Raw genomic sequence first — 22,913 nt, 5'->3', positions numbered from 1 at the left:
CCGCCGTGTTCCCTGAGGGGGCCGCCCAGGGGTACCCCGAGCTGCTTCTCCGGGGGCACCCGGAAGCGACCCTGAGATACCGGTCGGGATGTTGAAGTGGGTGCGCCGGGCGGTGTGTGATGGTTCAACCCGCAGTCATCTTCTGTGCGTTGGGAGACACGTTGCACTTCCGCACCTTCTTACCCGCCCGGCTCAAACGCCTCGCACTCCTCGGCGCGGCCCTCGCCACCGTCACCGCCACGCTGCCCGCCACCGCCACCTCGGCCTCCGCCGCAGCGGGCGCCGGCGCGGAGCCGCGCGACCACGGTCTGTCGGCGGTCATCCGGTACACCGAGTACGGCATCCCGCACATCGTCGCCAAGGATTACGCGAACCTGGGCTTCGGAACCGGCTGGGCGCAGGCCGCCGATCAGGTGTGCACGCTCGCCGACGGCTTCGTGACCGTCAACGGTGAGCGCTCCCGCTGGTTCGGCCCCGACGCCGCGCCCGACGGTTCGATGTCGGCCGCCTCGAAGAACCTCTCCAGCGACCTCTTCTTCCGCGGGGTGAAGGACGCGGGCACGGTCGAGGCGCTGGTCGCCAAGCCCACCCCGGCCGGTCCGAGCCGGCAGGCCCGGGAGCTGATGCGCGGCTGGGCGGCCGGCTACAACGCCTGGCTGAGCAGGAACCGGATCACGGACCCGGCCTGCGCGGGCAAGGAGTGGGTCCGTCCCGTCACCGCGCTCGACGTGGCGCGGCGCAGCTGGTCGCTGTCGGTGCTCGGCGGCGAGGGCCGGGCCGTGGACGGCATCACCGGCGCCCAGCCGCCGGCCGCGCCCGCGACGGCGGGGCGCACCGCGTCCGCCGCACCCGGCACGACCGTCGCGCGCGCCGCGGAGCCGGTCGACCCCGCCCGTACCGCGGCGGCGGCCGGCGAGCTCTTCTCGGCCGCGAACTCCACCATGGGCTCCAACGCGGTCGCCTTCCAGGGCGCGACCACCGCCAACGGCCGCGGCCTGCTGCTCGGCAATCCGCACTACCCGTGGCAGGGCGGCCGGCGGTTCTGGCAGTCGCAGCAGACCATCCCGGGCGAGCTGAACGTCTCCGGCGCCACGCTGCTGGGCAGCGCGCTCGTCAGCATCGGCTTCAACGACAAGGTGGCCTGGAGCCACACGGTCGCCACCGGCGTCGCGCTGAACATGCACCAGCTGACCCTCGATCCGGCCGACCCGACCGCGTACCTCGTGGACGGCAGGCCGGAGAGGATGACGCCGCGCACGGTGACGGTCGCGGTCAAGGACGGCGCCCCGGTCACCCGGACCCAGTGGTGGACCCGGTACGGGCCGGTCGTCAACGGGATCGGCACCGGGCTGCCGCTGCCGTGGACGACGACGACGGCCTTCGCGATGAACGACCCCAACGCCGCCAACCTCCGCGCCACGGACACCGCCCTCGGCCTCGCCCGGTCCCGGTCCACCGGCGACATGGTGAAGGCGCTCGGCCGGACCCAGGGGCTGCCGTGGGTGAACACGATCGCCGCGGACGCGGCCGGGCACACGCTGTTCACGCAGGCGCAGGTGCTGCCGCGGATCACCGACGAGCTGGTGGCGCGCTGTTCGACGCCGCTCGGCCGGGCGACGTATCCGTCCTCGGGCTTCGCCGTGCTCGACGGCTCGCGCGGCGACTGCGTGCCCGGCTCGGATCCCGACGCCGTGCAGCCGGGCATCTTCGGGCCGTCCAGGATGCCGGCGCTCCGGGACGCCCCGTACGTGGAGAACTCCAACGACAGCGCCTGGCTGGCCAACGCCGACCGGCCGTTCGCCGGGTACGAGCGGGTCTTCGGCAACATCGGCACCCCGCGCTCGCTGCGCACCCGCGGCGCGATCGAGGACGTGGCCGCGATGGCCGGCCGCGGCGGGCTCACCGTCGCCGACCTGCAGCGGCAGCAGTTCGCCAACCGGGTCCCGGCCGGCGACCTGGCCGCCGCGGACACCGCCCGCGCCTGTGCGGCGGCGCTCCCCGACGACCCGGAGCCGTGCCGGGTGCTCGGCGCCTGGGACCGCACGGTGAACGCGGACAGCCGCGGCGCGCTGCTCTTCGACCGCTTCTGGCGGCGGTTCACCGCTTCCGTGCCGCCTGCCGAGCAGTGGAAGGTGCCGTTCTCGGCGGCCGACCCGGTGCGCACCCCGAACACCCTCGACACCGGCTCGCCGGCCTTCGCCAAGGCGCTGAAGGACGCGGTGGCGGAGCTGCGGGCGGCCGGGATCGCGCTCGACGCGCCGCTCGGGCAGCACCAGTTCGTGGTGCGGAACGGGGCTCGGATCCCGGTGAGCGGTGGCACGGAGGCGCTGGGCGTCTGGAACAAGACGGAGGCCTGGTGGGACGCGGCGGCCGGCGGCTACCCGGAGGTCGCGCACGGCTCCAGCCACATACAGGCGGTCGGCTGGGACGGCAGCCGCTGCCCGGTGGCCCGCACCCTGCTGACCTACTCCCAGTCGTCCGACCCCGCCTCGCCGCACTTCAGCGACCAGACGCGGCTGTTCTCGGACGAGCGCTGGGTGACCTCCCGGTTCTGCGAGAAGGACATCCTGCGCTCGCCCCAGCTGAAGGTGGTCGTGGTCAGGGGCTGAACGACAGGAACACGAAGGCGGCGAAGATCGAGAGATGGACGCTGCCCTGGAGGAGGGTGGCGCGTCCGGGCACCACGGTCAGGGCGCTCACCACCGCCGTGAGCACGAACAGCACCATGTGGAGGGGCCCCAGACCCAGGATCAGGGGTCCCTCCAGCCACACCGAGGCGAGCGCGATCGCCGGGATCGTCAGGCCGATGCTGGCGATGGCGGAGCCGTAGGCGAGGTTCATGCTGGTCTGCATCCGGTCACGGCTCGCGGCCCGCACGGCGGCGAGCGTCTCGGGCAGCAGCACCATCAGGGCGATGACGACGCCGACGACGGCCTTCGGCAGGCCGGCGGAGTCGACGGCGTCCTCGATGGTGGGCGAGACGAGCTTGGCGTTGCCGACGACGGCGACCAGGGCGACCACGAGCAGGGCGAGGCTGAACCAGGTCGCGCGCGGGGTCGGCGGCTCGGCGTGCTCCTCCTCCTGTGTCCGGTTCTCCTGGCCGGGCCGGGGCACGGGCAGGAAGTAGTCGCGGTGCCGGACCGTCTGGACGCCGACGAACACCCCGTAGAGGAGGAGCGAGGAGACGGCGGCGAAGGCCAGCTGCGCGGAGGAGAACTCGGGGCCGGGGTGGGTCGTGGTGAACGTGGGCAGGACCAGGGTCATCGTCGCGAGGGTGCAGACGATGGCGAGTTCGCCGCCGGAGCCCTCGGCGTTGAAGACGGCGATCCGGTTGCGCAGCGCGCCGACGAGCAGGGAGAGGCCGACGATGCCGTTGCAGGTGATCATCACGGCGGCGAAGACCGTGTCGCGGGCGTAGCTGGTCGCCTTGTCGCCGCCGCCGATCATCAGCATGACGATCAGTCCGACCTCGATGACGGTGACGGCGACCGCGAGCACGAGGGAGCCGTAGGGTTCGCCGACGCGGTGGGCGATGACCTCGGCGTGGTGGACGGCGGAGAGGACGGCGGCGAAGAGGCAGAGCACGATCAGCACCACCGCGAAGCCCGGGAGATCGTGGCGTCCCCATCCCAGGCCGAGGCCGATGGCCGCGACCACCGGCCCCCAGGTGGTCCACTGCCGTGTCAGTGCTGCGGTACTCGAACTCATGCCCTGAATCCTGCCATAAAGGGGAGAAATGCCTCTGCCCGCCGCGTTCGGTGCGAACGCGGCGGGCAGGGGCGAGTGGGCTGGTGCGGGTTACGGCTTCGGCAGGGCGCAGCCGGCGCGGGTCAGGTCGATGACGCTGCCGGGACCGATGCAGGGGACCATGTTGTAGGTCTCCTGGGCGTAGTTGATGCCCTGGCGGACCGTCACGGCGCCGTTCGCGTCCACCTCGCACGGGTTGTTCACGGTGCAGCTCTGGCCGTCCTCGTTGCCCGTGTTGTTCACGGCGACGACCTTGCCGGTGTTCTGGTCGACGACCGGCGAGCCGGAGGTGCCGCCGATGGTGTTGCAGGAGGAGGTGTAACGGACCGAGTCCTTCCAGGTCCAGTCACCCTCCTTCAGGCGGTAGACGAACCCGTCTATGTTGCAGCTGTAGGTCCGCTTCCAGTAACCGGAGACGACCGTGATCGGCGTGCCCGCCACCGGGTGGGTGTCGGCGAGGGTGAGGGCGCTGATGCCGTACGCGCTCTGGATCTGCGCGTACGTCTTGGTCAGCTGGTAGATCGACACGTCCGTGTCGGTCATCGTGCCGTACGCGATCTTGCTGGCGCGCAGGGTGCCGACTCCGGTTCCGGCCGAGTTGAGCAGCGTGAACGAGCGGGTGGAGCGCCGGTTCAGGACGACCTCGCCGGCCGCCGGGAAGCCGGTCTCCAGGCAGTGGCCGTTGGAGAGGACGAGCGCGGGGTCGCTCGGCAGGGAGCTGGGCGTGCGCACGACGGAGCCGGAGCAGTTGCTGAGCGCGACGGTGCCGGCGAAGTCGACGGCGGCGAGCGCCGGCTTCACGGGGGCGCTGCGCGGCGCGGACGCCGGGGCCTGTGCGACCGTGTCCGACGGCGCGGACGCCACGGCCGGGGCTGCCGCCGCTCCGGTGAGGAGCAGGGCGAGCAGGGCACCGACGAGAGGCTTCTTCATGTGGGGGTTCCCCTCTGCATGATGTGCAACCGGAGATCCTCCGGTTGTCATGAGCATTCTCGAAAGGACCGACTCCCCTGGCAAGAGGGCGTCATGAGCCGACTGCCGTGACTCCGCCCGTCACATCGGACGCTCGCGCCCCTCCCAGTACGGCTCCCGCAGCCGGCGCTTGTAGAGCTTGCCGTTCGGGTCGCGGGGCATGTGCGCGATGAAGTCGACTGACTTGGGGCGCTTGTAGGAGGCGAGCCGGGCCTCGCAGTGGGCCAGGATCGCGGCGGCGAGCTCGGGGCCCGCGGCGTGGCCGGGGGCCGCTTCGACGACCGCCTTGACCTCCTCGCCCCAGTCGGCGTGCGGGATGCCGAAGGCGGCGGCGTCGGCGACGGCGGGGTGGGCGAGGAGGGCGGACTCGATCTCGGCGGGATAGATGTTGACGCCACCGGAGATGATCATGTCGATCTTGCGGTCGCGCAGGAAGAGATAGCCGTCCTCGTCGAGGACGCCGAGGTCGCCGACGGTGAAGAAGTCCCCGATGCGGTTCGACGCGGTCTTGGCCTCGTCCTTGTGGTAGCGGAAGCCGCCGGTGCTCATCTTCATGTAGACGGTGCCGAGCCGGCCGGGCGGCAGCCGGTTGCCGTCGTCGTCGAAGACCTCGAGTTCGCTGATCGGCCAGGCGCGGCCGACCGTGCCGGGCTTCTTCAGCCAGTCCTCGGCGGTCGCGAACGCCCCGCCGCCCTCGCTCGCCGCGTAGTACTCCTCGACGCAGGTCCCCCACCACTCGATCATCGCCCGCTTGACGTGGTCGGGGCAGGGCGCGGCGCCGTGGATGGCGTGGCGCATGGAGGAGACGTCGTAGCGTCCGCGGGTCTCCTCGGGCAGGGCGAGCAGCCGGTGGAACTGGGTCGGCACCATGTGGGTGTGGGTGCAGCGGTGGGTGTCGATGAGCCGCAGCATCTCCTCGGGGGCCCACTTGTCCATGAGGACGAGCGGGTGGCCGATGTGCAGGGCCGCGGCCGCGAACTGCAGCACGGCGGTGTGGTAGAGCGGCGAGCAGACCAGATGGACGTTGCCCTCGAAGGGCCTGATGCCGAAGATGCCGAGGAAGCCGCCGAGGTAGGTCTCCTCGGGAAGCTTGCCGGGCAGCGGGCGGCGGATGCCGCGAGGGCGGCCGGTGGTGCCCGAGGTGTAGTTCATCACCCAGCCGAGGGTCCGGTCCGCGGGCGCGGACGCGGGCTGCCCGGCGAGGAGTTCGGCGTACGGGCGGAAGCCGGGGACCTCGCCGACCGCGTACCGTACGGCCCGCGGCAGACCGGCCTCGTCGGCGGCGCCGGCGGCGGCCTCGGCGAAGCGTTCGTGGGCGAGCAGGACCTTGGCGCCGGAGTCGGCGACGATCCAGGCGATCTCGGGCCCGACCAGGTGGTGGTTGACGGGCACCAGGTAGAAGCCTGCCTGGGCGGCGGCGAGATAGGCCGTGAGGAAGGCGGTGCCGTTGGGCAGGACGACGGCGAAGGCGTCGCCGCGCTCCAGGCCGGCGGCGCGCAGGCCGTGCACGAGCCGGTTGGCGTCGGCGAGCAGCCGGCCGGCGGTCCACTCCTCGCCGTCCGGGGCGACGAGGACGGCGCGGCCGGGATCGGCGGCGGCCTGGGACCAGAAGCCGTTGACGGATTCACTGCTCACTGGGCGTCCCCTCGTCCCGCGATGCGGTTGATGCGGTCGACGGCCCTCTCGAAGCCGCGCGTGAGGTCGTCGAAGACCTGCTGGACGCTGCGCTCGGCGTTCATCCGGCCGACGATCTGGCCGACGGGCGTCCCGAGCAGCGGGGCGATCTCGTACTTCTGGATCCGGGAGACGGCCTCGGCGACGAGCAGGCCCTGCAGCGGCATGGGCAGGGTGCCGGGCCCTGCCGGGTCGTCCCAGGCGTCGGTCCACTCGGTACGGAGCTGGCGGGCGGGCTTGCCGGTGAGCGCCCGGGAGCGGACGGTGTCACCGGAACCGGCGGCGAGGAGCTTCTCGGTGAGGGCGCGGGAGTGGAGTTCGGCCTCGGTGGTGGTGAGCCAGATCGAGCCGAGCCACACGCCCTGGGCGCCTAGGGCGAGTCCGGCGGCGATCTGCTCGCCGCTGCCGATGCCGCCGGCGGCGAGCACGGGCAGCGGGGAGACGGCCTCGACGACCTCGGGGGTGAGCACCATGGAGGCGATCTCGCCCGTGTGACCGCCGGCCTCGTAGCCCTGGGCGACGACGATGTCGATGCCGGCCTCGGCATGGTGGCGGGCGTGCCGGGCGCTGCCGGCGAGGGCGGCGACGAGGACGCCGTGGTCGTGGGCGCGGGCGACGACGTCGGCGGGCGGCGAGCCGAGCGCGTTGGCGAGCAGCTTGATCGGGTAGTCGAAGGCGACGTCGAGCTGGCTGCGGGCGACCTGTTCCATCCAGCCGGTGATGCGCCAGCCGGACGCCTCGCCCTCGGGCAGCTCGGGGACGCCGTGCTTGGCGAGGGTCGCGCGGACGAACTCGCGGTGGCCCTCCGGGATCATCGCCTCCACGTCGGCCTCGGTCACGCCCTCGACCTTCTTCGCGGGCATGACGACGTCGAGGCCGTAGGGCAGCCCGTCGGTGTGGTCCTGCATCCAGTCGAGGTCGCGGGCGAGGTCGTCGGGGGCGGTGTAGCGGACCGCGCCGAGGACGCCGAGTCCGCCGGCTCTGGTGAGGGCGGCGGCCACCGCGGGGAAGGGCGTGAAGCCGAAGATGGCGTGCTCGATCCCCAGTTTCCGACTCAGCTCCGTCTTCATGGGCGGCATGGTGCCGCAGCCCGGGTGCCGAGGGAAGAGATTTTCTGATGCAGTGTCAGATTGTTTGGTGGCGGGGGCCGCCGTGGGAAAGGGTGGGCATGATGCGGACGACGGGGACGTGGGGCTTCGGGGACGCGCGGCGGACCGTGCTGCGGCGCGGCCCGGCCGCGCGGGCGGGGCTGCTCGCCGGTCATCTGGACCGGCTCGTCGCGCACGCCGAGTCCTTCCTGCGCCCCTCCCCCGCCCACCCCTGGTACGCGGGCGCGGTGCTGCTCGCGGGGCGCGGCGGGACGGTCGCGCTGCACCGGCCGATCGGCCTGGCCGTGCGCTACTCGGCGTACGAGGAGAAGACCGACACCGGCGTGGAGCTGCCCGCGGGCGAGCGGATCCCGATGCGCGCGGACACGGTCTTCGACCTGGCGTCCGTCTCCAAGCTCTTCACCTCGATCCTTGCGGTGCAGCAGATCGAGCGCGGCGCCCTGGAACTGGAGCGGCGGGTCACCGGGTACCTGCCGGAGTTCGGCGGCGGCGGCAAGCAGGAGATCACGGTCCGTCAGCTGCTCACGCACACCTCGGGGTTCCGGGCCTGGATCCCGCTCTACGAGGAGCCGACCCGCGAGGGCCGGCTGCGGCTGCTGTGGCGGGAGGTGCCCGCGAGTCCGCCCGGGACGGGCTATCTCTACTCCGACCTGAATCTGATCACGCTTCAGCTGATCCTGGAGGAGATCACCGGCCGCACCCTGGACGACCTGCTCCGGACCGAGATCACCGCTCCGCTCGGGATGCACCGCACTCGTTTCAATCCCCCGCTCTCCTGGCGGCCGGACATCGCCGCGACGGAGGACGCCCGCAGGCCCTGGTCCGGTCTTGACCGGGGGATGGTGTGGGGCGAGGTGCACGACGAGAACGCGTACGGCATGGGCGGGGTCGCCGGCCACGCCGGGGTGTTCTCGTGCGCCTGGGACCTGGCCGTGCTCGCCCGGACGCTGCTGAACGGCGGCGCGTACGGCGATGCCCGGATCCTCTCCGCCGCCTCCGTGGAACTGATGTTCACCGACTTCAACACCGCGTTCCCCGGCCACGCGCACGGCCTCGGCTTCGAACTCGACCAGCGCTGGTACATGGGCGCGCTGGCCACCCCGCACACCGCGGGCCACACCGGTTTCACCGGCACCAGTCTGGTCCTCGACCCGACGACCGACACGTTCCTGGTCGTCCTCGGCAACTCCGTGCACCCCGTGCGCGCCTGGCGCTCCGGCTCCGCGCCCCGGGTCGCCGCCGCCGACGCCCTGGCCCGCGCCGTGCCGGTACACCCGGCCCGGGGCCGTCAGGCGTGGTTCTCCGGCATGGCGGGCGGCGCCGGCGCGACCCTCACCCTGCCGGACGTCGCCGGCGCCGCCCGCCTCGCCTGCGCGCTGTGGTGGGACACCGGGCCCGGCGCGGACGCCGCCGTCCTGGAGGCTTCGGCCGACGGCGGCGCCCACTGGACCCCCGTCCCCTTCACCACCACCGCCCGCGAGGCCGGCCCGCCGCAGCCCACGGAGCATCCGTCGGGCGCGGTCGGTGGCTGGTCGGGCCGCGTCTGGCACGACGCCGCCGCCGACCTGACGGCGTGGTCGCCGGGGCCCGTACGGCTGCGCTGGCGGTACGCCACCGACCGGCGCCTCGTGGGGCGCGGGGTGTACGTGGACGGGCTGCGGGTCCTCGACGCCGCCGGGGCGCCGCTGTTCGACGAGGCACGGCCGGCGGACGCGGCACGGATCGAGGCGGGGGGATGGACGGCCTCGGCGGACTGACCGGACGCGTCCCCGGCAGTCGGCCCGTCAGCCGTCCGTCCCGGCCGCCGCGCGCAGGGCGTCGAGCACCGGACGGATCAGCGGGTGCTCCTCGGCCCCGCGCCGAACGGCCGCGAAGACCCGGCGGGTGGGGGCGACGCCGTCGACCGGGCGGATGAGGACATCGGTGAGGTCGGTGCCGCGCAGGGCCGAGCGGGGCACCAGGGCGACGCCCGCGCCGGCGGCGGCGAGGGCGACGACGGCGCGGAAGTCGTCGGAGATGTGCTCGAAGCCGGGCGCGAAGCCGGCGTACTCGCAGGCGAGGACGGTCACGTCCTGGCACGGGTTGCCCGCGGACTGGCCGATCCAGGGGTCCCTGGCGAGGTCGGTGAGGGCGGTCCGCTCCCGGGCGGCGAGCGGGTGGTCCGGCGGCAGGACCGCGTCGAACGGCTCGGCGTAGAGCGGGACGCGGGTGAGCCGGGCGTCGTCCTCGCCGGGCGCGCCCCGGTACTCGACGGCGACGGCCACGTCGACCTGCCGGTCCAGGACCATGAGCAGGCTCTCGTCGCCCTCGGCGTCGCGCACCCGCACGCGGATGCCGGGGGCGGTCCGGGCGAGGGCGCCGATGGCCGGGGCGACGACGAGGCCGATGCCGGTGGCGAAGGCCGCCACCGTGACCGTCCCGGCCTCGCCCGAGCCGTACGCCGCCAGCTCGGCCTCGGCGCGCTCCAGCTGGGCCAGGACGGCGTTGGCATGGCTCAGCAGGATCTCGCCGGCGGGGGTGAGCCGGGCGCCGCGGGCATTGCGGTCGACCAGGCGGTGGCCGGTCTCCTGCTCCAGCGCGGCGAGCTGCTGGGAGACGGCGGACGGGGTGAGATAGAGCGCGGCGGCAGCCGCCGTGACGGTACGGTGGTCGGCCACCGCCCGGAGGATGTGCAGCCGCCGCGCTTCGATCATGCCCCTAGTCTCGCAGGGCGGCGCGCGCGTCGACGAACGCGTCCACAGCCCGGTTCACATCATCCGACGAATGCGCGGCGGAGAGCTGGACACGGATGCGGGCCTGGCCCTGCGGCACGACCGGGTACGAGAAGCCGATCACGTACACACCGCGCTCCAGGAGCAGCTCGGCCATCCGTCCGGCCACGGCGGCGTCGCCGATCATGACGGGGGCGATGGCGTGGTCGCCGGGGAGGATGTCGAAGCCCTCCTCGGTCATCCGGCGGCGGAACAGCTCCGTGTTGGCGTTGAGCCGCTCGCGCAGGTCGCCGGCCGACTCCAGCAGGTCGATGACCTTGAGGGAGGCGGCGGCGATCACCGGGGCGAGGGTGTTGGAGAACAGGTACGGACGCGAGCGCTGGCGCAGCAGGGCGACGATCTCGGCACGGGCCGCGACGTAGCCGCCGGAGGCGCCGCCGAGGGCCTTGCCGAGGGTGCCGGTGATGATGTCGACGCGGTCCATCACGCCGTGCAGCTCGGGGGTGCCGCGGCCGCCGGGGCCGACGAAGCCGACGGCGTGCGAGTCGTCGACCATGACCATGGCGTCGTAGCGCTCGGCCAGGTCGCAGATCTCGCCGAGCGGGGCGACGTAGCCGTCCATGGAGAACACGCCGTCGGTGACGATCAGCTTGCGCCGGGCGCCGCCCTCGGTGGCCTCCTTGAGCTGCTGCTCCAGGTCGGCCATGTCACGGTTGGCGTAGCGGAAGCGGCGGGCCTTGGAGAGGCGGATTCCGTCGATGATGGAGGCATGGTTGAGGGCGTCGGAGATGACCGCGTCCTCAGGCCCGAGCAGGGTCTCGAAGACGCCGCCGTTGGCGTCGAAGCAGGAGGAGTAGAGGATCGTGTCCTCCTGGCCCAGGAACGCCGAGAGGCGGGCCTCCAGCTCCTTGTGGACCTCCTGGGTGCCGCAGATGAAGCGGACGGACGCCATGCCGTAGCCCCAGCGGTCGAGGGCGGCGTGGGCGGCGGCGACGACCTCCGGGTGGTCGGCGAGGCCGAGGTAGTTGTTGGCGCAGAAGTTCAGCACCTCGCCGGGGCGGCCGCCGGAGGTGACCGCGACGGTCGCGGACTGGGGGGTGCCGATGACCCGCTCGGGCTTGTGCAGACCGGCCTCGCGGATCTCGTCGAGGGTGACGCGGATGTCGTCGCGTACGGAATCAAACATGGGAGGCGCTCCTGGGGATCAGACGGTCCAGTCGAGGATGATCTTGCCGCTCTTGCCGGACGCGGCGTCGTCGAAGGCGGCGTCGAAGTCGCGGTAGTCGTAGCGGCCGGTGATCACCGGGGAGAGGTCGAGGCCGCCCTCCAGGAGGACGGACATGGCGTACCAGGTCTCGAACATCTCCCGGCCGTAGATGCCCTTGATCGTGATCATCGAGGTGACGATCCGGGCCCAGTCGACGGCGAAGTCCTCGGCGGGCAGGCCCAGCATGGCGATCTTGCCGCCGTGGGTCATGTTGGCGACCATGTCGCGCATCGCGTGCGGGTTGCCGGACATCTCCAGGCCGACGTCGAAGCCCTCCTTGAGGCCGAGGGTGCGCTGGCCGTCGGCGATGGTCTGCTCGGCGACGTTGAGCGCGAGGGAGACGCCGGTCTTGCGGGCCAGGGCGAGGCGCTCCTCGCTGACGTCGGTGATGACGACGTTGCGGGCGCCGGCGTGCTTGGCGACGGCCGCGGCCATGATGCCGATCGGGCCGGCGCCGGTGACCAGCACGTCCTCGCCGACGAGCGGGAAGGAGAGCGCGGTGTGCACGGCGTTGCCGAACGGGTCGAAGATCGCGGCGACGTCGAGGTCGACCTCGACGCGGTGCACCCACACGTTGGAGGCGGGCAGCACCACGTACTCGGCGAAGGCGCCGTCGCGGCCGACCCCGAGGCCGACGGTGGCGCGGCACAGGTGGCGGCGGCCGGCCAGACAGTTGCGGCACTTGCCGCAGACCAGGTGGCCCTCGCCGCTGACCAGGTCGCCGGCCTTGATGTCGGTGACGTCGCGGCCGGTGTCGACGACCTCGCCGACGAACTCGTGCCCGAGGGTCAGCGGCGTGGCGATGGTCTTCTGCGCCCAGCCGTCCCAGGAGCGGATGTGCAGGTCGGTGCCGCAGATTCCGGTCCGCTTGACCTTGATCAGTACGTCACCGGGGCCGTACTCCGGCTCGGGCACGTCCGTGAGCCAGAGTCCCGGCTCCGCCTTCTGCTTGACCAGCGCCTTCAATGTCACGGCTCCCGACGTACGTGTCCTGTGATGTCCGGGTCCGGGCACGACGAAGCACCCAAGATCCCTGGAATGAAATCTTCCGTACGTCGGGCCTGCGGTCCATCGAGGTTTTCTTAAGCGCGCTCGCAGATCAGCTTCACGCCCCTGACGGGAGCGGCCCGGGCGTCAACCTCGCGGCCTCCGGTCCCACTACTGCTTTCGAGTGCCGCCGATTACCGCCATGGCCGCGTTGTGCCCGGGAACGCCGCTCACGCCGCCGCCCCGGACGGCGCCCGCGCCGCACAGCAGGACGTTGGCGCGGTCCGTCTCGACGCCCCACGTGCCCGCTGTGACCTCGGCGCCTTCCGCGCCTTCCGCGCCTTCCATGCCTTCCCCGAAGGGGAAGGAGAGGTCGCGGTGGAAGATGTGGCCGCCGGGCAGCCGCAGCTCGTGCTCCAGGTCGACGGGGCTCTTCGCCTCGATGCAGGGCCGGCCGTCGGCGTCGCGGGCCAGGCAGTCGGCGATCGGCTCGTCGAGAACGGCGTCGAGCTGGTCGAGGGTGGCCTTGAGGAGGGCCTCGCGCGCGCCGTCGGGATCGGCGGCGAAGAGCCGGGCGGGCGCGTGCAGGCCGAAGAGCGTCAGGGTCTGGTAGCCGCGGGCGGTGGCCTCGGGGCCGAGGATGCTCGGGTCGGTGAGGGTGTGGCAGTAGATCTCGGCCGGCGGCGCGCCGGGCAGTCCGCCGGCGGCGGCCTCGGCGTACGCGGTGCCCAACTGCCCGTACCCCTCGGCGATGTGGAAGGTGCCGGAGAACGCCTCGCGCGGATCCACGGCCCGGTCGCGGAGCCTCGGCAACCGGGTCAGCACCATGTTGACCTTGAGCTGCGCGCCCTCGGCCGGGGCCGGGGCCGGGTCGCCGAGCAGCTGGGCGAGGGCCTGCGGGGAGGCGTTGACGAGGACGTGCCCGGCGCCGACGACGCCCTCGCCGTCGGCGGTGCGGTACGCGACCTCGGCGCGGGTGCCGTCGGTGTCGATCCTGATGACCTCGTGGCCGGTCAGGAGGGTGGCCCCGGCGGCGCGGGCCGCGTCGGCAAGGGCGTCGGTGAGGGCGCCCATGCCTCCCACGGGCACGTCCCAGTCGCCGGTGCCGCCGCCGATGACGTGGTAGAGGAAGCAGCGGTTCTGCCGCAGCGAGGGGTCGTGGGCGTCGGCGAAGGTCCCGATCAGGGCGTCCGTCAGGACGACGCCGCGCACCAGGTCGTCCGCGAAGTGCCGCTCGATCGCGGCCCCGATGGGCTGCTCGAAGAGCATCTCCCAGGTCTCGTCGTCGTCGACGCGGGCGCGCAGCGCGTCGCGGGTCGGCAGCGGCTCGGTGAGCGTGGGGAAGATCCGGCGCGCGGCGCGCGCCGTGCGGCCGTAGAAGCCCTGCCACGCCTCGTACTCGCGGTCCGAGCCGGTGCGGGCCGCGAAGGAGGCGCGGGTGCGGGCGTCGTCGCTGCCGACGAGCAGACCGGAGTCGCCGTACGGGGTGTACGAGGCGACGGAACGTTTCCGCACCGCGAAGCTCAGCCCGAGGTCCCGGACGATCTTGTCGGGCAGCAGCGACACGAGGTACGAGTAGCGCGACAGCCGGACGTCCACCCCGGGGAACGGCCGGGTGGAGACGGCGGCCCCACCCGTGGAGCCGAGCCGTTCCAGGACGAGGACCCGGCGCCCGGCGCGGGCGAGGTAGGCGGCGGCGACGAGGCCGTTGTGTCCGCCGCCGACGATGACGGCGTCGTAGGAGCTCTGCGGTGCGGTCATGCCCCTTGCTAGCACCTGCCGGCGGGATCCCACCAGGTGGCGTGCGCGAGGGAGTTGTTGTCAGTGGCGGCCACTACCGTGAGTGACATGGGGAACTACTTCGAGAACGTCGTCGTGCCGGACGCCTCCGCCGAGGAGGCGCCGCGGCTCGCCGCGCACGGCCTCGACTGGCTCGTCGCGGAGGGGATCGTGCACCGGGAGGCCGTCGCCGGCTGCGTCTTCGGCGCGCCCGCCGGGCATCTGCCGGGGCCGCACTGGGCACCCGCGGTCACGGACCCGCGGATCGAGCCGCTCGGCGGGGTCGCGGTGCATGCCGGGCCATGGGTGTCCCACGCGATACCGGTGGAGAGCCGGTACGTGATCTGCCCGCACTGCGCGGCGCCCACCCGCTCCGCCACCGACGACGGCACGCCGGTCAAGGAGGTGTGGGACCTGTTCGGCCCGGCCTTCGAGGTCTGGGAGAAGACCGGCGCGGCCATGGTCCCCTGCGGCGCCTGCGGCCGGACGGGCGACGTGGCGGCCTGGCGCTGGTCGGACGACGACCTGGTGCTCGCGCACCTGGGCTTCGCGTTCTGGGACTGGCCGGACCTCGCGCCGGAGTTCGTGGCGGAGTTCGGGAAGGTGCTCGGCGGGGGGCGGCTGATACGGATGGGCGGAAAGCTCTGACGGTACGCCCGGGCCCGGACCCGTCCGGCGGATCCGGATCGGGGCCGGGATCGGGGCCGGGCCGGGGTCAGGCGGGCCTTGGCCGGCGGGACCTCGCTACGCCCCCGTGCCCGCCGCCCGTTCCCGGCAGTAGCCCTCGTCCGCGCGCGCCGCGCGCGTGTCCGGATGGTCCGGGCCGAGGACGCGCGTGCGGGTCTCCGTCACCCGGCGGTACTGCTCCAGGGCCTCGGGCCAACGGCCCAGCCAGCCCAGGGCGATGGCGGTCTCACGGCGGCTGGCGAGGGTGTCCGGGTGGTCGGCGCCCAGGACGCGGGCGCGGGCGTCGAGCACGGCGCGCGACTCGGTCAGGGACGCGTCCCACTCGCCGAGGCGGCCCAGGTTCACGCCCAGGCCGTGGCGGGCGCGCAGGGTCTCGGGGTGGTCGGCGCCGTCGGCGCGGGTGCGGGCGGCGGCGAGGTCGCGGTAGAGCGCGGCGGCCTCCTCGGCGCGGCCGAGGCGGCCGAGGCAGATGCCGGTCTCGTAGCGGGCGGCGAGGGTGTCGGGGTGGTCGGGGCCGAGGACGGTGCGCCGGGCCTCGGCGACCTCGCGGTACTGGGCGAGCGCGTCGGACCAGCGGCCGAGCCGGCCGAGGGCGTGGCCGATCTCGTGGCGGGTGGCGAGGGTGTCCGGGTGGTTGGCGCCGAGCAGCCGGGTGCGGGCGTCGGCCACCTCGCGGGCGGTGGCGTATGCCTCGGTGACCCGGCCGATCCGGCCGAGCGTGAAGGCCAGGTTGTGGCGGCAGCGCAGGGTGTCGGGGTGCTCGGCGCCCATGGTGCGTTCGCGTGCGTCGAGCACCGCCTCGTACACCGAGTGCGCCTCGGCGTGCCGGCCGAGGCCGCCGAGCACGTACGCGGTCTCCTGACGGGCCGCGAGCGTGTCGGGGTGGTCGGTGCCCAGGGTGCGGGCGCGGCCCTCGGCGACCGCGGCGAAGCGGCCGAGGGCGTCGGCGGGCCGGCCGAGCCGGGCGAGGGCGAAGCCGAGTTCGTAGCCGCTGGCGAGGGTCTCGGGGTGGTCGGCGCCGAGGACGTGCGTGCGGTCCCGGACGACGGTGCCGAGCAGGTCGGCGGCCTCCGCCCAGCGGCCGAGCCGGCCGAGGCCGAGGCCGGCCCGGTGCCGGCCGGCGAGCACGGCGAGGAGTTCGCCGGAGGCCGGACCGGCGGCGGGTTCGGCCTCGGCGGCCTCGGCGACGGCACGGGTCCAGGCGCCGGTGAGGGCGGTGGCCGGGTCGTGGGCGCGGGCCGCGCGGCCGGCGAGGGTGGTGACGGCGGTGCGGCCGTTGCCCATGGTCCGGGCCCAGCCGGGCAGGGCGGGCGGCGCCGGGGGCGTCAGCGTCCAGGAGCCGCTGTGGCGGCCCGAGGTGAGCCGTTCGCGCAGTTCCGCCGCGTCGGACGGCCGGCCGTCGGGCGTCTTGGCGAGCAGGTCGAGCACGGCCAGGTCGAGATAGCCGGGCAGTTCGGGGCGGCGGCTGCGCAGCGGCGCGGGCACGGTGTCGCGGTGGCCGATGAGGATGGCCCAGGTGTCGTCCATGTCGAACGGCGGGGCGCCGGTGGCCATCTCGTAGAGCACGCAGCCCAGCGAGTAGAGGTCGCTGCGGTGGTCGACCTCGTCGCCGCCGCCGATCTGCTCGGGCGACATGTAGTGCGGGGTGCCCATGGCGATGCCGGTGCCGGTGAGGCGGGAGGTGAAGCCGATGTCGGCGCCGAGGCGGGCGATGCCGAAGTCGCAGATCTTCACGGTGCCGTCGCCGAGCCGCACGATGTTGGCGGGCTTGAGGTCGCGGTGGATGACGCCCTGGCGGTGGGTGTAGGCGAGGGCGTCGGCGACCTGTTCGGCGATCTCGACGACGTCGTCGACCGGCAGCGGCCGCTTGCCGTTGTCGTTGAGCAGCTGGCTCAGGTTGCGCCCGTCGAGGAGCTCCATGACGAGGAAGAGCACGCCGTCGGAGTCGCCGAAGTCGTGCACGACGGTGATGCCGCGGTGCTGGAGCGCGGCGGCGACGCGGGCCTCGCGGCGGAAGCGTTCGCGGAGCACGGCGAGGTTGGCGGGGTCGCGCTGCTGGCCGAGCGGCCGCAGGCACTTGACGGCGACGCGCCGGCCGAGGGATTCGTCGGTGGCCCGCCAGACCTCGCCCATGCCGCCGCGGCCGATCACCTCGTGCAGCCGGTAGCGGCCCTGGATCAGCCTGGTGTCCGTGTCCGCCATCGCGTGCTGTCGCCCCCGTTTGCCCTGTTGCCGTGCGGCTCCCTCCCCGGCTCGTCCAGTATGGCGGCCGCGCTGCGCAGACTGTACGGCATGGGCCGGGTGTCGGGACCGAGCCGGTCCATGGCCCGCAGGACGTGCCGCGGCGGCAGCCGCCAGCGCAGCCGGTCGGGCACGCAGCGCAGCAGGTTCGCGGTGGCCGTCAGCCGCCGGGTGACGGTGCCGGGCGGCGGCGCCGGCCTGCCGTAGAGCTCGTGGGCGTACGGAGGCAGGGAGTCGTACGCGAGGGCGGCCACGCGCCGCCAGAGGACCTCGCGCGCGGGGCGCAGCGCCGGGGCGACCGGTGGCCGGCGCAGGAAGTCGTCGACGGTGCGGGCGTCGTCCCCGGCGGCGAGCCGGGGCCGGATGTCCTCGAAGTAGCGGTCGAGGGCGGAGGTGCTGCCGGGCACGGCGCCGGGGTCGAGGCCGACGAGCCGGGCGGAGGTGCGCTGTTCGTCGACGTAGCGGTCGGCCTGGGCGTCGGTGAGCGGGATGCCGGAGCGGCGGACGACGTGGAGGTAGGAGTCGATCTCGGCGCAGTGCACCCAGAGCAGCAGCTCGGGGTCGTCGACGCCGAGCAGCCGGTGGATCTTGCGGACCCGGGCGCCCGCGGCCTCGGCGGCCTCGGTGGTGCCGTAGGTGAGCGTGCCGACGAAGCTCGCGGTGCGCATCAGCCGGCCCCAGGCGTCCCGCCGGAAGTCGCTGTTGATCATGACGCCGCGGACGGCGACGGGATGCAGCGCCTGGAGGTACAGGGCGCGCACCCCGCCGATCCACATGACGGGGTCGGCGTGCAGCTGCCAGGTGACGGACCCGGGGCCGAAGAGCCCCGGGTCGGGGTCGGGTGGCGCCAGAGAGCCGGATGCCATGCCTCAAGGCTAGGGCCTGTCCGGCGGGCCCGGCCCTGATCCGCCGGACGGACCCCGGGCGGCCGCCCGCGCGAAGCGTCAGCGCCAGATCGTCTGCACGGAGTCGAACTGGACCCAGGTGATCGCGTTGCCCGTGGTGGCGCCGAAGACGCTCACCGAGCCGGTCGGGTTGATCTCGAAGCGGCAGGCGTTGACGCCCTGGCTGTTGTTGCGGGGCGCGGCGGCGCGGACGTAGCCGGTGGGCAGGGCGAAGCCGTCGGGCAGCCGGCCGATCTTGGCGTCGGCGGTGAGGCTGCAGGTGACCAGGCCGCGGGCCTGGAGGAAGGTGGTGCCGGCGATCGTGACGAGCCGGACCTCGGGGGTGGCGCCGGCGCTCGAGGTGATCCCGGGCTCCAGGACGAGCGCGGTCCAGGCACCGGCGTCGACGGTGCCGGTCACGGCGGCCGCCGGGGTGGCGCCTGCGAGGCTGCCGGCGGTGAGGGCGGCGGGCAGGGCGAGGGCCGCGCCGAGGACGCTGCGGCGGTTGTGGGACATCGGTGGTCGGCTCCTTGGCAGGGACGGGAAGTGACGTGAGGTCAGCGCCAGACGGCGCTGAAGCTGTCGAGCTGGGCCCAGGCGATCGGGTTGGCGGTGCGTCCGCCGTACAGCCGCACGGCCCGGTCGGTGCCGATCTCGACGCGGGCGACGGCGGGGCCGCCGGCCGCGTTGTCGCGGGGCACGGTGGCGCGGGCGGTGATGCTCGGGGTGAGCGCGTCGGGCAGGGTGCCGAGGACGGTGTCGGCGGTGAAGGGGCCCGCGACGCCGCCGGAGAGCTGGAGGACGGTGGTGCCCGCGAGGCTGATCAGCCGGGCCTTCGGGGTGCTTTGATCGGGCGTCACCCCGGTGGCGAGGGCGATCGGCTGCCAGTCGGCGAGGACCTTCACACCGTCGGTCTCGGGGGCTCCGGACAGCGACAGGATGGTGCAGGTGCGCGGGCCGGGGTCCTCGCAGGCGTAGCCGAAGTGGAGGTGCGGGACGCCGTCGCGGACGGAGACCGCCATGCCCTCGGGCTCGCGGTACTCCAGGCCGGCCGCGGCGGTGACGAACTGCCGGTCGAGCTGCTTGCCGGTGGCCCATTCGAAGGCGGTGAGGTACGTGTTGCCGGGCAGCGGGACCTTGGCCAGGGACTGGCCCTGGAGCGTGTAGAGCACGCCGGCGTGCGAGGTGTACCCCTGGAAGTCGACGCCCTCGGGCGGCAGGACGGGAGTGATCCGCTGGAGCGGCTGCCACACCCCGGCGGCGGCCTGCGCGAGGTCGTACCGCTCGTAGCACATGGCTCCGCCGAGCCCGAAGCGGAGCACCAGCTCGTTCGCGCCGTGGTCGATGGTGGGGGTGATCCAGCGGGCGGCGGGGTCGGGGGTGTAGGGCGGGGTGTGCCGCCCGGTGCCGTGGTCGACGACGTCGCCGTCCGCGTACGCGAAGCTGGTCACGGCGGTGCCGAAGCCCTCGTGGCTGGAGTTGGCCAGGGACGCCGTCTCCGTCCACAGCCACACGGCGCCGGCACGGTTCTCCACGCCGAGGTTGACGCCGTGTCCGAAGCCGCGCAGGTACATGTGGCCGAGGATCGTGCCGGACGGGCCGAGCCGGGTGAGGCACAGGTCGCCGTTGTTCAGGCGGGTGGGCCAGTCGGGGGCGGTGGTCTCGCCGGGCAGCAGGATCCCGCCGTCCATGACCTGGAGGACGTAGACGTCGGCGGTGACGGGGTCGAAGGCGAACGACTGCATGACGGTGCCGTTCTGCAGCGGGCGCCGGTGGAGCAGCTTGCCCACCGGGCCCGCGATGTCTATCTGTCCTGGGATGGTGACGCTCAACGGCGCGCTCCTCGTGAGAATGCGGCGGCTCGGATGTGATCTGTTCATGATCGAACCGCGTCAGTGTGCCAAACCTCCTCCTCGACGGTCAGGACGCGGGTCTCCGGGCGGCCCGCGAGCGCGGGCGAGTTCGTCGGTTGTGTCCACACTCGGGTGGTGAGGAAGCCGAGGAAACGCTCCGCCTGCGCGGCCTCGGCGAAGGAGAGGTCGACCACCACACGAGCCGGGTCGTCGACGGGCCGGCGGACGCAGTGGTGCAGCACGCCGGCCTCGGCGCGGGCGGGTGCGAAGCGGTCGAAGGCGCGCTTCCACACGGCGTAGTCGGTGATCGGGTGCTCGATGCGCAGGGTGATCATGGCTCCTCCTCCGTGGTTCCTCCTGCCCGGCCCCCCTCGCCGCTCTCCTCCGCGGCTTTCCCCTTCAGCGTGGGGCGGGGCGGCACGGCGCCGGTATCCCAGGAATCGGGGGATCCGCGCCGTACGCTCCACGCCATGCCCTCCCCGTCCCCGTCCCCCGATCCGTCCCGCCTCGCGTACGACCGGGCGTACGAGCGGATCGCGCGGGTCTGTGCGGCCGGCGGCGAGCCGCGGCAGCTGCGGGTGCGGCTGCTGCGCGAGCTGCGCGCCGTGCTCGGCTTCGACGCCTTCGCCTTCCTGCTGACCGATCCCGTGACGGAGGTCGGCTGCGCCCCGGTGGCCCGCGTCCCGGACCTGGCGGAGCTGCCGCGGATCGTGCGGCTGAAGTACCTGACGCCGGTCAACCGCTGGACGGGCCTGTCCGGGGCGGCCGCGCTGAGCGGGTACGCGCCGGGGGCACGCGGCGCGATGTGGGCGCAGGCGCTGGCCCCGCTCGGGGTGCGGGACCTGGCGTCGGTGGTGTTCCGGGACCGGCACGGCTGCTGGGGGTTCCTGGACCTGTGGCGGTACGGCACGCGGGCCGCGGCCCGCTACGGCGACGGCACCGGCGGCGTGGCCGGGCCTTTCGGCCCCGCCGAGCTGGGCTTCCTGGACCGGATCGCCGGGCCCGTGACGGCGGCGCTGCGCGCGGGGCAGGCGGCGGCCTTCACGGTCCGGCCACCGGGCGCCGTCCGGCCCGGCCCGCTCGTCCTGCTGCTCTCGCCCGGGCTGCGGGTGCGCGGCCGGACGCCCGGTTCGGACGCGTATCTCGCCGGCCTGCTTCCGCCGAAGGCGGGGGAGGCCCCGGTGCCGGCCGCCGTCTACAACGTGGCGGCGCAGCTCCTCGCCCGCGAGGCCGGCGTGGACCCGCATCCGCCGCGCGCCCGGGTCCATCTCGCCGACGGGCTGTGGCTGACCCTGCGCGCGGCCAGGATCGGCGGCGAGGAGGAGCCGGTGACGGGCCGGGCCGAGGACCGGGAGATCGCGGTGACCATCGAGGAGTCGACCCCGGCGGAGCGGCTGGACGTCTTCTGCCGGGCGTACGGCCTCAGCGCGCGCGAGACCGGGCTCCTCGGGCTGCTCGCCGAGGGCGCCGACAGCCATCGGCTCGCCGGGGCGCTGTTCCTGTCCGAGCACACCGTGCAGGACCATCTGAAGTCGGTCTTCGCCAAGACGGGCACCCACAGCAGGCGGGCGCTGCTCGCCCGCGCGCTCGGCACCTGAGGCGGGCTCCGGGCCGTCCCCGTGCGGGGTGCCGGCCGGCCGCGCATGCTCGAAGCATGTCCCAGGTCACCACCACCGACCTGTACGAGGTCACCATGGCGCTGTCGTACCTGCGCGAGGACATGCGCGCGCCGGCCACCTTCAGCCTGTTCGTGCGCGACCTGCCGCCGGGCCGCGGGTTCCTCGTCGCCGCCGGGCTCGAACCGGCCCTCGACTACCTCTCGCGCTTCCGGGTGGGCCGCTCCGACGTGCGGGAGTTCGCCGAGGTGCTGCGCCGGCCCGCCGCCGACCTCGAACCGCTGCACGGCCTGTCCTTCGAGGGGCAGGTCCGTGCCGTGCCCGAGGGGCGGGTCGTCCTCGCCGGCGAGCCGCTCCTGGAGGTGACCGCGCCGCTGCCGCAGGCCCAGCTGGTGGAGACGTACCTGCTGTCCCTGCTCTGCCACCAGACGACGGTGGCGTCCAAGGCGGCCCGGTGCGTGCTGGCCGGTGCGGGGCGGCCGCTCGTGGACTTCTCGCTGCGCCGCGCCCACGGGGCCGAGGCGGGCCTGCAGGCGGCGCGGCTCGGCGCCCTGGCCGGCTTCGCGGGCACCAGCAACGTCGCCGCCGCCCACCGCTACGGCATCCCGGCGGCCGGCACCATGGCGCACTCGTACGTGGAGAGCTTCCCCTCGGAGGAGGCGGCGTTCCGGGCCTTCGCGCGCACCCACCCGGGGCCGGTGACCTTCCTGGTCGACACCTACGACACCGGCCTCGGGGTGGCGACGGCCGCGCGCGTGCTGGCCGACCTGGGGCTCGGTCCCGGGTGCGCGATCCGCCTGGACAGCGGGGACCTGGGCGCGCAGGCCCGCCGGGCGCGGGCCGCGCTGGACGCGGCGGGGCTCGGGGACGTGCGGATCATCGTGAGCGGCGGGCTCGACGAGTACGCCGTCGACCGGCTCGTGCGGGACGGGGCGCCGGTCGACGCGTACGCGGTGGGGACGAAGGTCGGCACGGCCGCCGACGCCCCGTATCTGGACGCGGCGTACAAGCTCGTCGAGTACGACGGGCGGCCGGTGATGAAGCTGTCGGCGGCGAAGGCGACGGCGCCGGGGCCGAAGCAGGTCTTCCGAGGGCCCGGCGCGCGGGACGTGATCGGCCTGGCGAACGAGGAGCCGCCCGGGGGCATGGAGCCGCTGCTGGTGACCGTGATGCGCGGCGGGCTGCGCACCGGACCGCCCGACACCCTGGCGGCGGCCCGCGCCCGCTTCGAGGCGGACGTCGCGGCGCTGCCCGAGGAGGCCCGCCGGATCGAGGATCCGGTGGCCCCGGTGCCCGAGGTGTCGGCCCGTCTGGCCGCCCTGACCGCCGTCGTACGGCACCGGACGGGCGCGCGGACCGGCGCCGGGCGCGGCGCGCCGGACTGAGGCC

General features: G+C 74.0%; 18 protein-coding genes. 5 read left to right on the top strand and 13 right to left on the bottom strand.

Features of this window, described 5'->3' with window-relative positions; genetic code table 11:
• Positions 1 to 161: 161 nt before the first annotated feature.
• A complete protein-coding gene (locus ACFYU9_RS17380) occupies positions 162 to 2,609 on the top strand; it encodes a penicillin acylase family protein (protein ID WP_389345318.1) in 2,448 nt (815 codons plus the stop codon).
• On the opposite strand, the gene ACFYU9_RS17375 is transcribed toward ACFYU9_RS17380, so the two are convergent.
• From ACFYU9_RS17375 to ACFYU9_RS17360, 4 genes are all read right to left on the bottom strand, one after another.
• Entirely contained in the window at positions 2,599 to 3,708 is a 1,110-nt protein-coding gene (locus ACFYU9_RS17375; protein WP_389213779.1) for a calcium:proton antiporter, read from the bottom strand. The genes ACFYU9_RS17380 and ACFYU9_RS17375 overlap by 11 nt on opposite strands.
• Before the next feature lie 90 nt (positions 3,709 to 3,798).
• A complete protein-coding gene (locus tag ACFYU9_RS17370; protein WP_389345268.1) occupies positions 3,799 to 4,677 on the bottom strand; it encodes a serine protease in 879 nt (292 codons plus the stop codon).
• A gap of 120 nt (positions 4,678 to 4,797) precedes the next feature.
• Positions 4,798 to 6,351, bottom strand: a complete 1,554-nt coding sequence (locus tag ACFYU9_RS17365; protein WP_389345267.1) for an acyl-CoA synthetase — start codon at positions 6,349 to 6,351, stop codon at positions 4,798 to 4,800.
• The gene (locus tag ACFYU9_RS17360; RefSeq protein WP_389345266.1) at positions 6,348 to 7,460 is read right to left on the bottom strand and encodes an NAD(P)H-dependent flavin oxidoreductase; all 1,113 of its coding nucleotides are present in this window, start codon (positions 7,458 to 7,460) and stop codon (positions 6,348 to 6,350) included. The genes ACFYU9_RS17365 and ACFYU9_RS17360 overlap by 4 nt, the downstream gene beginning before the upstream one ends.
• A gap of 98 nt (positions 7,461 to 7,558) precedes the next feature.
• On the opposite strand from ACFYU9_RS17360, the gene ACFYU9_RS17355 reads away from it, so the two are divergent.
• Positions 7,559 to 9,256: a serine hydrolase gene (locus tag ACFYU9_RS17355; RefSeq protein ID WP_389345265.1), complete on the top strand. Its 1,698-nt coding sequence runs from the start codon at positions 7,559 to 7,561 to the stop codon at positions 9,254 to 9,256.
• Positions 9,257 to 9,283: 27 nt separating this feature from the next.
• Here ACFYU9_RS17355 and ACFYU9_RS17350 read toward each other — a convergent pair whose 3' ends face one another.
• The 4 genes from ACFYU9_RS17350 to ACFYU9_RS17335 all read right to left on the bottom strand — a co-directional run bounded on the left by ACFYU9_RS17350 (position 9,284) and on the right by ACFYU9_RS17335 (position 14,225).
• Complete coding sequence (locus tag ACFYU9_RS17350; RefSeq protein WP_389345264.1) at positions 9,284 to 10,192, bottom strand: LysR family transcriptional regulator; 909 nt, start codon at positions 10,190 to 10,192, stop codon at positions 9,284 to 9,286.
• A gap of 4 nt (positions 10,193 to 10,196) precedes the next feature.
• On the bottom strand, positions 10,197 to 11,396 hold the full coding sequence (locus ACFYU9_RS17345) for a glycine C-acetyltransferase (RefSeq protein ID WP_389213763.1): 1,200 nt from the start codon (positions 11,394 to 11,396) through the stop codon (positions 10,197 to 10,199).
• 18 nt (positions 11,397 to 11,414) lie between these two features.
• Positions 11,415 to 12,443, bottom strand: a complete 1,029-nt coding sequence (tdh, locus tag ACFYU9_RS17340; RefSeq protein ID WP_389214004.1) for an L-threonine 3-dehydrogenase — start codon at positions 12,441 to 12,443, stop codon at positions 11,415 to 11,417.
• A gap of 192 nt (positions 12,444 to 12,635) precedes the next feature.
• Positions 12,636 to 14,225 carry a phytoene desaturase family protein gene (locus ACFYU9_RS17335; protein WP_389345263.1) on the bottom strand — a complete coding sequence of 530 codons (1,590 nt, stop codon included), beginning with the start codon at positions 14,223 to 14,225 and terminating at the stop codon, positions 12,636 to 12,638.
• Between the two features lie 87 nt (positions 14,226 to 14,312).
• On the opposite strand from ACFYU9_RS17335, the gene ACFYU9_RS17330 reads away from it, so the two are divergent.
• Positions 14,313 to 14,891: a hypothetical protein gene (locus ACFYU9_RS17330; RefSeq protein WP_389345262.1), complete on the top strand. Its 579-nt coding sequence runs from the start codon at positions 14,313 to 14,315 to the stop codon at positions 14,889 to 14,891.
• A gap of 96 nt (positions 14,892 to 14,987) precedes the next feature.
• Here ACFYU9_RS17330 and ACFYU9_RS17325 read toward each other — a convergent pair whose 3' ends face one another.
• The 5 genes from ACFYU9_RS17325 to ACFYU9_RS17305 all read right to left on the bottom strand — a co-directional run bounded on the left by ACFYU9_RS17325 (position 14,988) and on the right by ACFYU9_RS17305 (position 20,243).
• Entirely contained in the window at positions 14,988 to 17,132 is a 2,145-nt protein-coding gene (locus tag ACFYU9_RS17325; RefSeq protein WP_389345261.1) for a tetratricopeptide repeat protein, read from the bottom strand.
• On the bottom strand, positions 17,108 to 18,037 hold the full coding sequence (locus tag ACFYU9_RS17320; protein ID WP_389213752.1) for an oxygenase MpaB family protein: 930 nt from the start codon (positions 18,035 to 18,037) through the stop codon (positions 17,108 to 17,110). The genes ACFYU9_RS17325 and ACFYU9_RS17320 overlap by 25 nt, the downstream gene beginning before the upstream one ends.
• 78 nt (positions 18,038 to 18,115) lie before the next feature.
• Positions 18,116 to 18,571 (bottom strand): hypothetical protein, encoded by a 456-nt coding sequence (locus ACFYU9_RS17315; protein ID WP_389345260.1) that lies wholly within the window; start codon positions 18,569 to 18,571, stop codon positions 18,116 to 18,118.
• A gap of 41 nt (positions 18,572 to 18,612) precedes the next feature.
• Complete coding sequence (locus ACFYU9_RS17310; protein ID WP_389213747.1) at positions 18,613 to 19,887, bottom strand: hypothetical protein; 1,275 nt, start codon at positions 19,885 to 19,887, stop codon at positions 18,613 to 18,615.
• 44 nt (positions 19,888 to 19,931) lie between these two features.
• Positions 19,932 to 20,243 carry a hypothetical protein gene (locus ACFYU9_RS17305; protein ID WP_389345259.1) on the bottom strand — a complete coding sequence of 104 codons (312 nt, stop codon included), beginning with the start codon at positions 20,241 to 20,243 and terminating at the stop codon, positions 19,932 to 19,934.
• A gap of 135 nt (positions 20,244 to 20,378) precedes the next feature.
• Between ACFYU9_RS17305 and ACFYU9_RS17300 the strand changes: the two genes are divergently transcribed.
• Both ACFYU9_RS17300 and ACFYU9_RS17295 read left to right on the top strand, forming a co-directional pair.
• A complete protein-coding gene (locus ACFYU9_RS17300) occupies positions 20,379 to 21,506 on the top strand; it encodes a helix-turn-helix transcriptional regulator (protein ID WP_389345258.1) in 1,128 nt (375 codons plus the stop codon).
• Positions 21,507 to 21,562: 56 nt separating this feature from the next.
• Positions 21,563 to 22,909 carry a nicotinate phosphoribosyltransferase gene (locus tag ACFYU9_RS17295; protein ID WP_389345257.1) on the top strand — a complete coding sequence of 449 codons (1,347 nt, stop codon included), beginning with the start codon at positions 21,563 to 21,565 and terminating at the stop codon, positions 22,907 to 22,909.
• Positions 22,910 to 22,913 lie beyond the last annotated feature (4 nt).

The organism is Streptomyces sp. NPDC004327 (assembly GCF_042873935.1).
Classification (GTDB): Bacteria; Actinomycetota; Actinomycetes; order Streptomycetales; family Streptomycetaceae; genus Streptomyces.
The sequence above is the reverse complement of the archived record's forward strand: the minus strand, read 5'-3'. Positions and strand labels throughout refer to the sequence as shown.